This is a genomic window from Kitasatospora sp. NPDC056327 (genome assembly GCF_042261735.1).
Classification (GTDB): Bacteria; Actinomycetota; Actinomycetes; order Streptomycetales; family Streptomycetaceae; genus Kitasatospora.
Genome location: NZ_JBHJRC010000001.1, coordinates 1 through 15,024, shown reverse-complemented (window position 1 = coordinate 15,024; position 15,024 = coordinate 1). Strand labels below are relative to the sequence as shown.

Annotated in this window: 12 protein-coding genes; 8 read left to right on the top strand and 4 right to left on the bottom strand. The window is 70.7% G+C overall.

Annotation, left to right across the window (positions count from 1 at the left end; all coding sequences use genetic code 11):
- The first annotated feature begins 64 nt into the window (after positions 1-64).
- The 4 genes from ACFCX4_RS00060 to ACFCX4_RS00045 all read left to right on the top strand — a co-directional run bounded on the left by ACFCX4_RS00060 (position 65) and on the right by ACFCX4_RS00045 (position 8,392).
- A complete protein-coding gene (locus tag ACFCX4_RS00060) occupies positions 65-1,108 on the top strand; it encodes a Pvc16 family protein (protein WP_376137457.1) in 1,044 nt (347 codons plus the stop codon).
- A 198-nt stretch (positions 1,109-1,306) separates the two neighbouring features.
- On the top strand, positions 1,307-3,325 hold the full coding sequence (locus ACFCX4_RS00055; RefSeq protein ID WP_376137455.1) for an ATP-binding protein: 2,019 nt from the start codon (positions 1,307-1,309) through the stop codon (positions 3,323-3,325).
- A gap of 73 nt (positions 3,326-3,398) precedes the next feature.
- Positions 3,399-5,555 carry a hypothetical protein gene (locus ACFCX4_RS00050; RefSeq protein WP_376137453.1) on the top strand — a complete coding sequence of 719 codons (2,157 nt, stop codon included), beginning with the start codon at positions 3,399-3,401 and terminating at the stop codon, positions 5,553-5,555.
- 584 nt (positions 5,556-6,139) lie between these two features.
- Positions 6,140-8,392 (top strand): BTAD domain-containing putative transcriptional regulator, encoded by a 2,253-nt coding sequence (locus ACFCX4_RS00045; RefSeq protein ID WP_376137451.1) that lies wholly within the window; start codon positions 6,140-6,142, stop codon positions 8,390-8,392.
- Here ACFCX4_RS00045 and ACFCX4_RS00040 read toward each other — a convergent pair.
- Complete coding sequence (locus ACFCX4_RS00040) at positions 8,379-8,546, bottom strand: hypothetical protein (RefSeq protein WP_376137449.1); 168 nt, start codon at positions 8,544-8,546, stop codon at positions 8,379-8,381. The genes ACFCX4_RS00045 and ACFCX4_RS00040 overlap by 14 nt on opposite strands.
- Positions 8,547-8,860: 314 nt before the next feature.
- On the opposite strand from ACFCX4_RS00040, the gene ACFCX4_RS00035 reads away from it, so the two are divergent.
- Positions 8,861-9,115, top strand: a complete 255-nt coding sequence (locus ACFCX4_RS00035) for a YybH family protein (RefSeq protein WP_376137447.1) — start codon at positions 8,861-8,863, stop codon at positions 9,113-9,115.
- Between the two features lie 101 nt (positions 9,116-9,216).
- A complete protein-coding gene (locus ACFCX4_RS00030; RefSeq protein ID WP_376137445.1) occupies positions 9,217-10,110 on the top strand; it encodes an NAD(P)-dependent oxidoreductase in 894 nt (297 codons plus the stop codon).
- Positions 10,111-10,302: 192 nt separating this feature from the next.
- Here the strand turns inward: ACFCX4_RS00030 and ACFCX4_RS00025 are convergent, their stop codons facing one another.
- The 3 genes from ACFCX4_RS00025 to ACFCX4_RS00015 are packed head-to-tail and all read right to left on the bottom strand — an operon-like array spanning position 10,303 to position 12,277.
- Complete coding sequence (locus tag ACFCX4_RS00025; protein ID WP_376137443.1) at positions 10,303-11,637, bottom strand: cytochrome P450; 1,335 nt, start codon at positions 11,635-11,637, stop codon at positions 10,303-10,305.
- Positions 11,634-12,029 carry a nuclear transport factor 2 family protein gene (locus ACFCX4_RS00020; RefSeq protein WP_376137441.1) on the bottom strand — a complete coding sequence of 132 codons (396 nt, stop codon included), beginning with the start codon at positions 12,027-12,029 and terminating at the stop codon, positions 11,634-11,636. Before ACFCX4_RS00020 ends, ACFCX4_RS00025 begins: the two co-directional genes overlap by 4 nt.
- Positions 12,026-12,277 carry a hypothetical protein gene (locus ACFCX4_RS00015; protein ID WP_376137439.1) on the bottom strand — a complete coding sequence of 84 codons (252 nt, stop codon included), beginning with the start codon at positions 12,275-12,277 and terminating at the stop codon, positions 12,026-12,028. The genes ACFCX4_RS00020 and ACFCX4_RS00015 overlap by 4 nt, the downstream gene beginning before the upstream one ends.
- A gap of 866 nt (positions 12,278-13,143) precedes the next feature.
- Between ACFCX4_RS00015 and ACFCX4_RS00010 the strand changes: the two genes are divergently transcribed.
- Positions 13,144-14,478, top strand: coding sequence for a DUF6271 family protein (locus tag ACFCX4_RS00010; protein WP_376137437.1), 1,335 nt, complete (start codon positions 13,144-13,146; stop codon positions 14,476-14,478).
- Positions 14,475-14,972: a GNAT family N-acetyltransferase gene (locus ACFCX4_RS00005; RefSeq protein ID WP_376137435.1), complete on the top strand. Its 498-nt coding sequence runs from the start codon at positions 14,475-14,477 to the stop codon at positions 14,970-14,972. Before ACFCX4_RS00010 ends, ACFCX4_RS00005 begins: the two co-directional genes overlap by 4 nt.
- The last annotated feature ends 52 nt before the right edge of the window (positions 14,973-15,024 follow it).

Below are 15,024 nucleotides of genomic sequence, written 5' to 3'. Positions count from 1 at the left end.
ACCGGTCCACCGCATACGGATCCGGCCACCACGCCAGCCTCTGTTCGCCAAGGAATCCGCCACCGTGAGTGAACTGCCCGACCCGGTCACCGTCGACATGGTCGACTTCTCGCTCGCCAGACTCATGGCGACGGACAAGGCGCTGGAGGAGGTGCATGTATCCCTGGGCACACCGAAGAAAATGGCGGAAGGAGGCGCGAGTCCGCTCATCAACGTGTACCTCTACCGGTTCCAGGAGGACGTCCAGCGTCGCGAGGTGGGAGCCGTCGTCCTCAGCGGTCGCGAGGCCGACCGTCCGCGGAGCATCGATCCGCCCCGATACGCCGAACTGGGCTACATGATCTCCGTCTTCTCCAAGGGCGACGAGGACAAGGCCCCCTTCCCGTTGAAAAATCTGGACAGAGACTACCGATCACTGGAGTCGCACAAGATCTTCCAGAAGCTGCTGACGCTGCTCGCGTCGGCCGACGAGCTGCCGTTGTACCTCGCTCCGGCACCTACACCCGTCGGCCGCAGTGCCTACCACTACGGCTCGTCCGCGTTGCTGCGCCTGAACGAGCCCTCGCAGGACGTGCGGTCGTCGGGCGAGATGTGGTCGGCCCTCGGCGTACCACCCCGGCCGTTCCTCGATGTGTCGGTGACGGTCCCGCTGCTTCCCGGTATGTCCGACATCACCACCGGCACCTGGGCGACATCGCTGGACTTCGGCATTGTGCCTCACACGGACCCGGTCGACGTTCCCTCCGACCGGACGATGCTGGAGGCCGGCCGCCTGCCCCCGCCGGAACTGGACATCGACAGCGTCACCGTGACCGGCCACAGCGGGCAACGGCGGATCACCTTCACGGGAAGGATCCCCGGAGAAGGCAGTGGCGCACGGACCTGGCTGAGCGAGAACGACGTGCGGCTGTCGGATCTCACGGTCACCGTGCTGTCGCCGGACGGCCGCTTCCGGGCAACCGGGGCCTATCCGGACGGCGACGCTCAGCGCGTCGTGCACGCGGTGGCGGTGACCGGCCGTGCCAGTCGCACCGGCACCGTGCTGGTCGACTCCCTCGAAGCCACCATGATCACTGCGCCCGTCGCTCCCGAGCCCGCCGCCGACTGAACCGGCCCGCCGGCCACCGCTTCGCCACGGCCGGGACACCAGCCGGCCGGACCGACACTCGCCGGCCGAACGGGACACGACCCAAGGAGAACGCCTCGCATGCCGGCCCCGGACCGCACCGCCGACCTTGAGATTCCGCTTCCGCCACAGAAGGACGCACGCGCTCTTCAGGCACGACTGTGGATCCTCGAAGCCCGGGTGCGAGAGCTACTCACCACGGCCTCCCCGGCCGCGGACAGCGACACGGCACCTCAGGAACACAGGCCCCTGCCCGACGACACGGGCGACGCGGCACAGTTCCTGGAGGAGTGGGAGGCCCGCGTCGAGCAGGACGGCAAGGCCTTGCGCCTGCGGCGGCTCCAGTACGCGTTCGGCCTGCGCCCGGCGGAACTCGACGCCTGGCTGGCAGTCGCGGCACCGCACGTGGACCCCCGGTTCGCGGAGCTGTACCGCCGGTTCGAGGGAGTCAGCCCGTTCGGCCACGCCACACCCGCCCTCACCGCGCGTCTGGCGGGACTGCCCGCCGCCGCGGCCTACGACCTATGGTCGGCCGCCGCCCCGCTGCGGGCGGGCGGTCTCGCCGATCTGATCGGTCCTTCGGAGATGGGGTTCCTGTCCCGACCGCTGCTGCCTGCGCACCGGGCGGTCGCGTTCGTGCTCGGCGACAACCGGCTCGACGACGCACTGCTGTCCGCCGCCCGCCTCCTTGACGCCCCCCGGCCCGCCCTCGCCTCCTCGGGGTGCAGCCGGCGGACGATGCAGCAGCTCACCGCCGCGGCGCGGGCGTCCATCCCGTTGACCTACGTGCGTCGACCGCCGGACGCCCACCTACTGGACGCCGCAGCTGCGGCCTTCGCCGACGCGGACGGCATCGTGCTCCATCTGGACCTGCGGCGGATCGGACCGCCCGAGGACGCTGCCAACGTGCTCGCTGCGGCCCTTCGCGAAGCACGCCTGCGGGACTGCGCCTTGATCGCCGAACCTGTCGAGGCCCTCGACGCACCCCATGACGCCCCCCGCGACCACGTCGGCCTGCCGCTGTCCCGGCTCACCGCCCCTACCGATGCCGGCACACCTCCACCCGTGGTCCTGATCGGCACCCAGCCCTGGGACCACGACGCCGGGGACGCCCTGTGCGTCGACGCCCAGCCCCCCACCGCCGAGGATCTCCGCCTGCTGTGGCGGAGCCTGCTGACCGGAACAGCACTGGCCCGGCGGGCCCGTGCCTGGGCCGACTGCCCGCTCCCGCCGCACCGGGCCGAGCAGGCCGTCGCCTCCGCGGTGCGCCGGGCCGCCGTCGAGCAGCGGCCGCTGACCGAGGACGACCTGCGCTCCGCGATCCGCACGCACGGCCCGTTCCAGCTGGAGCGCCTGGCCCGCCGGATCGAACCCGCCGTCACCCTGGCGGACCTGGTCCTGCCTCCCGGCCCGCGCGCCGAGATCGACGACCTGCTGGCCCGCGCGCGCCACCGCGACCTCGTGCTGCGCACCTGGCGACTGTCCCCGGGCAACGCGCGCGGCCACGGCGTAATCGCTCTGTTCAGCGGCCCGTCGGGGACCGGGAAGACCCTCGCCGCCGAAGCCCTGGCGCACGCGCTCGGCGGCGACCTCTACGTCGTCAATCTCGCCGCCCTCGTCGACAAGTACATCGGCGAGACCGAGAAGAACATCGACCGGGTGCTGGGCCACGCCGACCAGGCCCCGGGGGTCCTTCTCTTCGACGAGGCCGACGCCCTGTTCGGCAAGCGCTCGGAGACCAAGGACGCCCACGACCGCCATGCCAACACCCAGACCTCCTACCTTCTCCAGCGCCTCGAGTCCTTCGCCGGGATCGCCGTCCTGACCACCAACCTGCCTGTCAACATGGATGACGCTTTCACCCGGCGCCTGGACCACATCACCCACTTCCCCTTCCCCGACGCCGACCAGCGCCGCGCCCTGTGGCAGGTCTGTCTGGGTCCCCTTCTCCCCAGGACCCCCGATATCGACCTCGACCGTCTCGCCACCGCATTCCCGCTGGCCGGCGGGTCCATCCGGTCCTGCGCCGTCACCGCCGCCTATCGCATCGCCCACCAGGACCGACCGCTGACCACCGCTGACCTCGTGGACGCCGTCGAAACCGAGTACCGCAAGCTCGGCCTACTGATCGACCCCGACGCCTTCGACGCCCTCCGCCCGTCTCCGCCGCCCGTTCCCGCCGGCGGAGGGACCGACTGATCCGTCCTCGCAGCCTCAGCCCTGCCGAGGATCCTCGCCGCCTCAAGATCCCGAGGACACTCTCATGCCACCCGTGCACAGGAAGCCCCACCGGAAAGCCTCTTCGTCACGTCGGAAGAGATCCGTCAAGGACGACACCGCAGCACCCCGGTTCTCCCACACTCCCGCGGGGCAGATCCGGGCGACCGTCCGGGAGATCAAATCACTGGGCCTGCTCACCGAGGTCGAAAGCATGCGCGAGGAGCGCGAGGCTCGCTCCGCACCCGTGGCACCGCCCGAGGAATCCCTGTTCGCACAGGGGCTCCAGTTCTTCCTCACCATGTTCCAACCGGCCGAACTGGTCGACTACCTGACGAGCAGCAACGGGCAGGACCCACTGTCCCGAGGCGTACGCGACGCCGGCGATGCCGCCATGGGTGTCATCAGTGCAGCGAAGGCGTCCCTCGATACCGAAAATCGGCGTCCGATTATTGAGTTCCCTGCGAACAACGCTCCGTGGGTCGGTTCAGGACCGTACGCCATCAGCGAGAAATGGGCTGCGGGTGACCCCTACGGAACAGCGTGGGAGATTATCAAGACCGGCGCGGGCGCCCACCCGGTCGCCGGAAAGACCCTATGGGCAGTTGATTTTGCCTGGAACACATTCTGGAAGAACATCGATCGCAAACTGGAACCGCACAATCGAGCCAGAGAGGCGAACAAGAAATTCGCCGAAGGCATCGACCGGCTCACTGGAATCTGCAAGGAACTGCTGCGGCAGACAGCGTGGCACCTGCACGACACGGCGGGCCCCTCGGGCCCCAGCAAAACTGCGCTCGGGGAAGAACTGAACTACATCACCTTCAGGTGCGCCAGGAGGATCGAAGACCTGCGGGACAAACAGCAGAAGGAGATCAGCAGGGAACTGGCAAAGGACAACAAGGGTTCGACGGGATTCAAGAAAGAATCGAGCAAGAAGAGTGACGAGGCCATTGCCGCCCTGAGGAAATATCGCGACGACCTGGTGGCGGACCGCCTCGAAGACGTCAAGGACCCCAGCCTGAAGCCGGCCGCCATATTCCCCGCGCCTGCGGCGTCCGGCCAGTTCACATATTCCGACATGGACGAGCTGGGAACCGTTGCATACGACTACAGATCCGGAGAAGTGTACCGGCTCCCGACCGGAGCAGGAAGTTGGGAAAAGCTGCCGGACCTCAGCAGGCTCCTCAACGAATTCAGATTCCTCGGAGTCGCGACAGTGGAAGGCATGCGACCGGGAAATGGCACGCTCGAATTCATCGTGGCCATCGAGAACGAGACCACCGGAAAGAGCTACTTTGCCCGCCAACCGGTCACCCTGACCGGCCAGGCATACAAATCGCGCAAAAAAGGGCCTCTCAAGCACAACGAAGCCCCGGGGGTGGAGCAGAGAACGTTCCACGAACAAAAATGGGAACGTTTCAACGGCCCGATCTCCTCTCTCATGACCCGCTACATTTACACGCCTGCCGAGGATCAGATCATCCTGCACTACGGCAAATCCTACACATCGCTGAACACCACCACTCGAAAGTCGACGTACTCCGTGGGCACCCCACCGCTGCTCGCCGACGTGAGAAAATCCGTCGGGGAAAGCTTCGGCAAGCAGTGGAACGTCACCGAGATGACGGGTGGTCCGCGGGTCCTCAGGGTCGTCATCACCGACGGAACACAGACGAAGCACGCGGCGTACTCCGTACGTCGCAAGTTCTTCATTCCGGTGCGGGACGTCACCCTGGCGTCGACCACCCCCAACGTGGCCACCACGCAGAAGGAACCCGCCCAACCCGCCCAACCCTCCGGAGCTGCTGAGAGCCCCGCACCCCGACCTCAGGTGCTGGGAGTCGACTACGTCGACGTGGAGTTCCAGGCAAGAGACCTGGACGTCGAGAAGACCGTCGGCGCGCCTCAGTACGAATGGTTCGGCGATACCATTCGAATCCACCGAAGCCAGAACATCGACCAGTACCTCCATGTACGAATCGACGGGAAGATCGCAAGGATTCAGTTCGCTCCGTACCGACGGCTGCTGGTCGTCCCGCCGCCAAACACCCCGTTCACCGTCAACACCGCCGATTTCGAACCGCTGGGCCAAGAGTTGGTCTACGAGATCGACGGGAGCAACGGCGTGTTCGATTTCCGCCTCGTAGAGACGGGCGGCTCCTCGGAATCGAACAATCCACCGGCCGCTGAGGGCGGCGACCCTGATTGACCTCGCGATGCCGGGTGGTCGTGAGCGCGCTCCGGCCGGGCAGCCACCATGGCACGTGCTCGCTGCGACCGACACCGACACCGACACCGACACCGACTGAACAGCGTTCCGTCCTGGCCAGCGTGTTTGTTTGCGGTTCGGGTGGAGCCACCGCGCCGTCATGGGACTTCCGGGGTCCCGGCCCGGCCCGTGGGGCGCGGCGCCCCCCTCGGTGCGGGCGGCCGGCCGGGGTTCCGGCGAGCGCCGCGGGTCATCGGCCGGAAGTGTCGCGGCATTCCCCCGGAAATACGGTCCGGGTAAAGTCCCGGAAAATCCGGTGAAGTCCGGCGACAAATGTTCCCGCAAATCGACATTGTGCGCGATGGCGCCCGCATGCTAGAGTTTTGACGATTTTTGTCCGGGTGCACGCGCAGGGGTGGGGTCGGTGGGATCGCGACGACGATCAAGTTCGGCGGCGCTGTGCGGATAGGCGCGTCGGGCCGAGGCCTGCGGCCTCGTGAGGCACGGTGCGGAACCGGTGGTCGACCAGTGGGCGCCGTGTTCGTGGTGTGGCCATTCCCGATCATGAGTACATGGGGGTAATCATGATTCAATTTCGTGTGCTCGGCCCGCTGGAGGTCGTCCGGGACGGCGAAAGAGTCGTTCTGGGGGGCGTGAAGCAGCGCGCACTGCTGGGGCGACTTCTGCTCGAATCGAATCAGGCGGTCGCGGCCAGCCGATTAGTGGACTCGCTGTGGCCGGGCGGCGAGCCGCCCATCACGGCGAGGAAGATCCTCCAGAATTCGGTCTGGTCCCTCCGGTCGGTCCTGCGGTCGCTCCAGGAGCGCGAGCCGCATCCGGCGCTGATCACCCGCTCCCCGGGCTACCTGCTCCACATCGACGAGGACACGGTCGACGTGCACGTCTTCGCCCGGCAGCTGAACCTCGGGCGCAAGAAGATGGCCAACGGGTTCCCGGCGGAGGCGGCGGCGATCCTGCGGGACGCGCTGGACCTGTGGCGCGGGGACGTCCTGGCGGACCTCGCGGAGGCCGGGATCGTCTGGCCCGAGGCGGGCATCGTCGAGAACGCCCGGACCGACGCCCGGGAGCTGTACTTCGAGGCCAGGCTGGACTGCGGCCACCACCGTGAGGTGATCAGCGACATCGAGAAGCTGGTCGAGGCCGAACCGCTGCGCGAACGGGCCCGCGGGCTGCTGATGCTGGCCCTGTACCGGTCCGGCCGCCAGACCGAGGCGCTCGACGTCTACCACCGCACGCACGTCGACCTGGTCGACCGGCTGGGCCTGGAGCCCGGTCCGTGGCTGCGGGACCTGCAGCGGCGCATCCTCTCGCACGATCCGTCGCTCGACAACTTCCCCCGGGCCGGGGCTGCCGAGCGGGAGGAGGCCGAGGCCGTCGGCGAACCGGTGGTGACCGGGTACGGCGCCCGGCCCGCGCCGTACGAACCCGCCGACGGAGAGCCGTTCTCGCACGGCCTGCTGGACGTGTCGGACCGGCCGGAGGGCGAGGGGCCCGACGGAACGCTCCCGCACCGGCGCGAGGTGACGGTGATGATCGTCCGCACCCATGTCGGGCCGGGGGCCGGATCGGGGCACCCCGTCGGGGTCGACGAACTGCTCGACGGCATCCACACCCTGGTCAGGGCGGGTGTCGAGTGCGGCGGCGGCGAGGTCGTGGCCTCCGTGGGCTCCGCGACGATCGCCCTCTTCGACCTGGACGACCCGCAGAAGGGCGCGGCCCGGGCGACCCACCTCGCACTGCTGCTGCGCGACAGCCTCGACGTCTCGGACGAGAACCGGCACGGGCTCACCATCCGGGCCATGGTCGCGACCGGCGACCTCCAGCGGCACTTCGGCCCGGCGCCCCGCCGGAGCCGGGTGTCGGCCAACGGCACGCTGCTGGACCAGTGCTGGGAGATCTTCCCGCAGGTGCCGGTCGGCGTGATCTGGGCGTCCGACCGGACCAGGTCACTCACCCTGGACCAGGTGTCGTACCCGGCCATGGCCGCCGGCAGGCTGCCGTACTGGATCGCCGAGGCGCGCTCGCTGGACCACCCGGTCGAGACCAGGCCCTTCATCGACCGGGAGCACGAGATGGAGATCCTGCGGCGGACCTTCGAACGGGCAGAGCAGCGCGGCCTCCCGCACCTGGTGACCGTCCTCGGCGACCACGGGACGGGGAAGAGCCGCCTCCTGACGGAGTTCTGCCAGCTGCTGGAGGAGCGGGCCAGGACGGCGCCGCTCATCGTGAAGTACCGGGTGCGGCGGTCGGTGGGCATCGACCCGTCGGCGTTCGTCGAACTGCTGCGCTCGGTCCACCGGGAGGCCGGGCCGCCCGCCCTGCCCGAGGCGGCCGGGCCGGACCGCCCGGAGCCGGCGAGCGGCGTGCACGAGGTCGGAGCCCTCGTGCACGCGCTCGGCCGCACGCAGCCGGTCGTCATCGCGGTGGACGACCTGCACCTCGCCGACGAGGCCACCCTCGCCTTCTTCGACGGCCTCGGCGCGGGCAGCCGGTCCGGCCGGCTGCTGGTCGTGGCCTGTGCCAACGAGGACTTCCACCGCAGGTTCCCGCAGTGGGGGCTCGGACAGCTGAACAGCACCCGGATCCTGCTGGAGCCCCTGTCGGTCGACGCCGTCGGCAAGCTCTTCGAGAACCTGATCACGGCCATCGGCGACTGCATCTCCGAGTCGACCTGGCGGACCTTCCACCGCATCTTCGGCGACCCCGGCTCCGCGTCGGCGAAGCGCGCGCGGCTGCTGCGCGCGCTTCCCCTGGTCGTCGGGACGAACGCCTTTCCCGGCGACCACGCGCCCGACGAGTGGGTCAGTAGCCCTTGAAGAATCCGTAGAGCCGGTTGATCCGGCCGCCCTCGAAGGCGGCGAAGTCGAAACCGCTCACCACCGGTGCGCCCTCCGTGGGGCCGACCTGCCACGAGAACTGGACCGGGCCGGCCGGCCGGCCGTAGCGGCGCCTACCGGCAGGCCCCCGCACCGGGCGGTCTCTCCCCGGTAATCGCGCGCGGCACCGGACGGCCGAGCGCGATTACCGGCAGGAGACCGGATCGGGGAGTACCCGCTGATAGCGTCCGGATCAATCCGAGCAGACCCCACGGAACCCGAATGGAGAAAAGGCGTCGTGAGCGACAGTCAGTACACGCTGGTCACCGACATCGAATAGCACCAGGAGGCGTTCGGAACGGCCTTCAACGCCGGTGACGCGGACGCGGTCAACGCGATGTAGACCGACGGTGCGGCCGGAACGCGCAGCCCGTATTCCCGGTCTGCGGCGAGGAGCGCCGCGCCTACGTGACCGAATTCCTGGCCAAGCGCAAGCCCTCCGTCGAGGCCACCGTCCGCCAGCAGCCGGTGGTGGGCGACACCGCGATGCTGATCGTCGAGTGGCAGATGGAGGCCCTCGACGAGAACGGCGAGCCCGAGCACCTGGAGGGCGTGGCGATCGACGTGCTGCGCCAGGGCGAGGACGGCTACTGGCGGTACGTCGTCGACAACCCGTTCGGCGTGAGCGGCCCGTGGGACGCCGAGGGCGCGTCCCAGGACTGACCCCGCACCGCGGGCGTGCCCAGCCCACCCCGCCGGCTCCGGCGAACCCCCTTCACAACCACTGCGGCCCCCTGCCGCACGAAACAAGTACGGAGATCCCCGTGACCACCTCCTCCGCTTCCGACTCCCCGGTCACCGTCGTCGGCCTGGGCCTCATGGGCCAGGCGCTGGCCGCGGCCTTCCTGGCCAAGGGCCACCCCACGACCGTCTGGAACCGCTCGGCCGCCAAGGCCGAGCAGCTCGTCGCCAAGGGCGCGACCCTCGCCGACTCGGTCGGGAGCGCGCTGGAGGCGAGCCCGCTGGTCGTCGTCTGCGTCTCGGACTACGACGCGGTGCACGGGCTGCTGGACCCGGTCGCCGCCTCCCTGGCCGGCCGCACCCTGGTCAACCTGACCACCGCGAGCTCCACCCAGGCCCGCGAGACCGCCGAGTGGGCGGCCAAGGCCGGTGCCGACTACGTCGACGGCGCGATCCTGGCGATGCCCCAGGCCATCGGCAGCGCCGAGGCCACCCTGCTGTACGCCGGCTCGAAGACCGCCTTCGAGAAGCACCAGGCCACCCTGCTGGCGCTCGGCGAGAACGGCACCGTCTACCTCGACGAGGACCACGGCCTGTCGGCCCTGTACGACATGTCCGTGCTGAGCATCATGTGGGGCGTCCTCAACAGCTTCCTGCACGGTGCCGCCCTGCTGGGCACGGCCAACGTCAAGGCGACGACGTTCGCGGAGCTGGCCACCACCGCGATCAACGTGACCGCCGAGTACGTCGCCGGGTACGCGCAGCAGATCGACGACGGGGAGTTCCCGGCCACCGACGCCACCCTCAACGTCCACGTGGGCGGCATGCAGCACCTGCTGGAGGAGAGCACGACGCTCGGCGTCAACGCCGACCTGCCGCGCTTCTTCCTGGAGCTGGCGCAGCGCGCGGTGGCCGACGGGGACGCCGAGAACGGCTACGCGTCGCTGATCAAGCAGCTCCGCAAGCCGTCCGCCTGATCCTTCCGCGGTGGGCGGGAGCGGGGCCGGGAAGCCGGATCGGCTGTCCTTCGATCCGGGTTCCCGGCCCCCGCCCGGTATGACCGCCCCGGACTTCCACCCCGGACTACCGCGCGGAACTCCCGCGGGGAGTTCCGGGAAGAACGGTTCCACGACGGGCGCCGCCCGCCGTGGAACGGGCCCTGCGACGGATCAGGCCGCTCCCCCGGGCGCCCGCCGGCGCACCGGCAGGGTCCACACCCCGCGCATGAACATCTGGCTGCGCCAGTCGAGTTCGCCCTCGTCCACGGCCACCTCCAGCCGGTCCAGCCGGCGCAGCACCGCGGCCAGGCCCTCCTGGAGCTCCACCCGGGCGTGCGCGACGCCGAGGCACATGTGCCGGCCGTGTCCGAAGCCCAGATGGGGGTTCGGCGTGCGGTCCGGGCGGAACTCGTCCGGGTCGGCGAACACCGCCCCGTCCCGGTTCGCCGCGTCGGTGAGCGGAATGACGACCTCGCCCGCCGCGACGACCGTTCCGGCGAGCTCCACCGGCTCCAGCGTCACGTGCGGCTGGCCGCCGGTGCCGGCGAACCACACCCAGCGCAGCAACTCCTCGACCACAGCGGGGATCGCCGAGGGGTCGCGGCGGAGCGACTCGGCCAGGCCCGGTGTGCGCAGCACCTGGAGCACGCAGAGCGCGAGGTGCGAGGCGGTGGTCTCGCCGCCCGCCATCATGATGCCGAAGCCGAAGACGACGATCTCCTCGTCGCTGAGCCGGTTCTCCTCGGCCGAGGTCAGCAGCGAGGTCAGCAGGTCGTCGCCGGGCTCACCGGCCACGATCGCCCGCCGGCGCCGCGCCACCTGCTCGAAGAAGTAGGCGTACATCGCCTCGTGGGCGGCGTCGACCTCCTCGGCCGGGAACCGGCCCGCGGACATCATGACGGTCACCCGCGGCAGCAGCAGGTCGAGGTCGCCGATCGGGACGCCGAGCATGTCGCAGATCACCCGGTAGGGAAAGGGGGTGGTGAACTCGGCTATCAGGTCGACCGGTTGGGCGAGGGACTCCAGCCGGTCGAGCAGTTCCTCGGCGATCTCGGCGATCCGGGGCCGGTCCTGTTCCCCCCGGCGGTGGGTGAAGCGGAACTGGACCTCGCCGCGGCGCCGCGTGTGGGTGGGCGCGTCGCTGGTGACCAGGGCGAGCGAGGTCGACTTCCGGGCGAACAGCGTGCCGTTGACCCAGGCCTCCCGGCTGAACCGGGGATCGGCCAGCACCGTCCGCACGTCGGCGTGGCGGGTGACCAGCAGCGCCCGGCGGCCGCTCGCCATCCGCACCGGGACCAGCGGCTCGGCGCGGAAGCGCTCCAGGTACTCGCGGTCCAGGCCGATGCCCGGCCGGTCGGCCAGCGGGAAGCGCGGGCACTCGGCCCCGGACGGCGCGGTGGCGGCCGCCGGGCTTCCGGCCCCGGGACTCCCCGCCTCGGGGGTACCGGTGCCGGGGGTTTCGGTGCCGGGGGCTCCGACGGGGCGGAGCCGGGTCCCGTCGGTCACTCGAACCACCCCTCGGCGGGCTCGCGCGCGACGTCCGGAGCGCTGTGCCAGTACTCGTGGAAGCCCGCACAGAGGCCGTCCCCGGCGAAGCGCAGCGCCAGGCAGCCCGCGGCGGTCCGGGGCGTGCCGTCGGCCGGGTCGTGCAGGATGCACCACCACTCGACGAAACCGCGGTCGCCGGACGCGGCCGGGGTGCCGAACCGGACGACCGGGTCCTTCTGCCGGGAGAGCGTCGCCGTCCAGTGGGCGGCGATCGCCTCCCGACCGACGTGCGCCTCACCGTAGGGGCCCTGGTGGTACACGGCGTCCTCGGTGAACAGTTCGGCGATCCCCTGCGGATCGCGGGCCTTCCAGCGTTCCTCAAGCAGTTCGATCCACTGCTGGACGTTCACTTCGTCTCCTCGTACGGTTGCGGACTTCCGGTGGCCCGGAGGGAAGGGCCGGTGATCGCGACGGCTGCGGTGCGCACGGAACCGCCTGGGCCGTCGCCGGTCATCAGGACGTGGCCGCCCTCGGCGACCCGACGCGTCTCCACCGGGCGGGCGGGGGCGGGAAAGATGTCACTGACCGTCAGATCGCCCGGCGGAACGTCGAATTCGGGCGTTTCTCGGACAGGATCGATCCCCAGGGGCCCCAGCACGCTCCGAATGTACCGTCCGCCTCCGGAGCGCACCCGGGTAACCCGGTTGCCGCCGGACGGAACCGGCCCGAGCCCCCTCCCCGGCGCGGGCCGCCGCCGGGCGGGCTCGGGGAACGGATCCGCTCGCACCGGCGGCCTCCTCCTCGGCCCGGGCGGGGCGGAGATCCGTCCGGAACCCGCGGGCGCAGCACACCCGGGAGCACCGCCGCTCGGGGCCGTTCGGGACGGACCCCTCCCGGGCCGCCGCCCCCGGGCCCGCCGGTGCCGGTCCCCCGACCAGGCGGAACGCCCGCCGGACGGGCTGCGGCCGCGGTCCGGACGGGGGCAGGGGCGCCTGCCCGAACGGGCAGTGTCGGCGTGCGCCGCCCGTTCCCCGAAAACATCCCGTTGACACCGAAGTTGGTCTAGTCCACCGTGGTCACAAGGTCATCCGGTCGAGCCCGGCGGCGCCCCGCGACCCGGTACCGGCACCGCTCGGGACTCACCGACTCCCTCGGCGACCCCCTCGGCCGGACCGCTCCACCGCGGCTTCGGGCGAGCCGTGCGCCGTTGCCGCGCCCGATCCCCGGACCGCCTCCGTGGATCCGATGATCGATTGGAGACGCCGCATGCGCGGAGCCCCTTCGGCCCTGCCGAACGGCAGGGTCCGGCCCGCCACGGTCACGGCCCCGGGCGGGGACGCCGCGCGCGCGGCGCGGACCGCCGCCGGCGCCGGGACGCCCGGCGGTCCCCTCCCCGCGACGGACCGCCGTCGCGGATGCGCCCTCGCCGACCGCCGGGCCGGAGCCGGTCCCTCCCCGCGCCGGTCGCCGGCCGACCGGCGACCGCTGTAACGAATCTGACGAACAAACGGAGAATCCCACACCATGCAACGAGTCTGCCTCGCCCTGCCCACCATGCGTTCCTGCCCCGGCACCATCGTGGACCTCGCCGAGGAGGCGGCCTTCGCCGTCGAGAACTTCGGGGTCGAGGTGCACCTCCTGATCCTCGACACCACCGACACCTACGACGCCGCCGGATTCGCGAAGAACGTGGACGCCGTGGCCTCGCTGGCCCCCGCGCCCGGCGTGTTCGTCCACCACCTCGGCAACGCGCAGCAGGAGGAGTTCTTCCGCCGGGTGGCCGAGCAGTCCGGCGGCGCCGACCCCGGGCTGCTGCTCGACATGATGCTCCCGCCGGCCGTCGCGTACGGCTCCTGCGTCAACCGCATCTTCCTGGGCGCGGCGGCCCTCGGCTGCACCTCGGCCCACCTGCGCAACGACGACGCCGACTTCCAGGTGCTCGACGGCCGGAAGGTCTTCCCGATCCACCACGAGCTGCTCTCGATCGGCAAGCCGGCCGGCGAGGCGGAGGCCGGGGTGACCCGCTCCGAGCTGGACCCGGCCGACGCGGACAAGCCGGTGCTGCTGGTCAGCGGCTCCTTCATGGGCGAACTCAACGTGGACATCGGCGAGATCCGCGAGCTGGACCCGGCCGTCTACCACGACGTGGTGCGCCTGTGGACCCCGCCGGTGTGGCCGGACGAGGACCGGGACGCGATGGTGGAGGTCTCCTTCCGGGGCACCGGCACCGAGCCGTTCACCGCCGACGAGTCGGTGCTCGGCCCGCCCGACATCTGGAACGTCTTCATGTGCAACGTCGCCCTGGACCACCGGGCCTACGAGGTGCTGCCGCTGCTGCCCTCGGTGAAGACCCTCGGCTGCGACTACGCGCTGCTGCACGCCCTGGTGCACGCCCGGATGCCCGCCGTCGTCCACAACCGTCACATCGTCAACTACTACACGCCGGAGCGCCGCACGGGCGCCGGCTTCGTCCCCTACCAGATGGGGTTCGTCAAGCTCCTGCTCTCGATGCTGTACCTGTACCCGGTCTACGGCGGGATGATCGACCTCGGCCGCGACCTGCTGGACGAGCGGCACGGCCTGAAGTCCGAGCCGATCCTGGAGCTGATCCGGGGCAGCGTCGACTGGGACCGGGCCGGGAACGAGCACTGCCTGGACGTCCTGGACCGCTCCTACCGCAAGCTCGGCGGCAAGTACACCGAGCTCGCCGACGCGGTGGCCGGGCAGCGTCAGCAGCTCCTGGACGAGGCCCAGGAGGACGCCGCCCGCTGGGCGGTGCTGGTGGAGGCCTGGCCGGCGATGGTGGCCGCCGCCCGCGCCGGCGGCCTGCGCCCCGGGCCGGACGGGGCGGCCGGGTGAGCGAGGAGTTCCTGATCCGGCGGCTGACCGAGGACGACTGGGACGCCGTGGTCGAGCTGGAGCACGACGCCTACGCGGCCGACGGCCTGTCGGAGGGCCGGGAGGCACTGCAGTCCCGTGCCGTCGCCTCGCCGGAGACCTGCTTCGTGCTGGAGGAGGACGGCAGGGTCCGCGGGTACCTGCTGAGCCTGCCGTACCCGCCGCTGCGCTGCCCGGACCTCGCCCGGGCGGAGGACGCCGCCTTCGAGTCGGACAACCTGCACGTGCACGACCTGGTGATCGCCGAGGACCTGCGCGGCCGGAAGGTCGCGCTGGAGTTCATGCGGTACTTCCGCTCCCGGGCCGAGGAGATGGGCTTCGAGCAGATCTCCATGGTCGCGGTGCGCGGGGCGGACATCCTGCTGCGGATCATCGGCTACCGCTCCCACCGCGAGGTGGCCGTCCCGGAGTCCTACGGCCGCCGCGCGGTCTACATGTCGATGCCGGTGCGCTGACCCGCCGGTCTCCGGCAGAACGCCCCGACGGGGCCCGGCCCTCCGGCCGGGC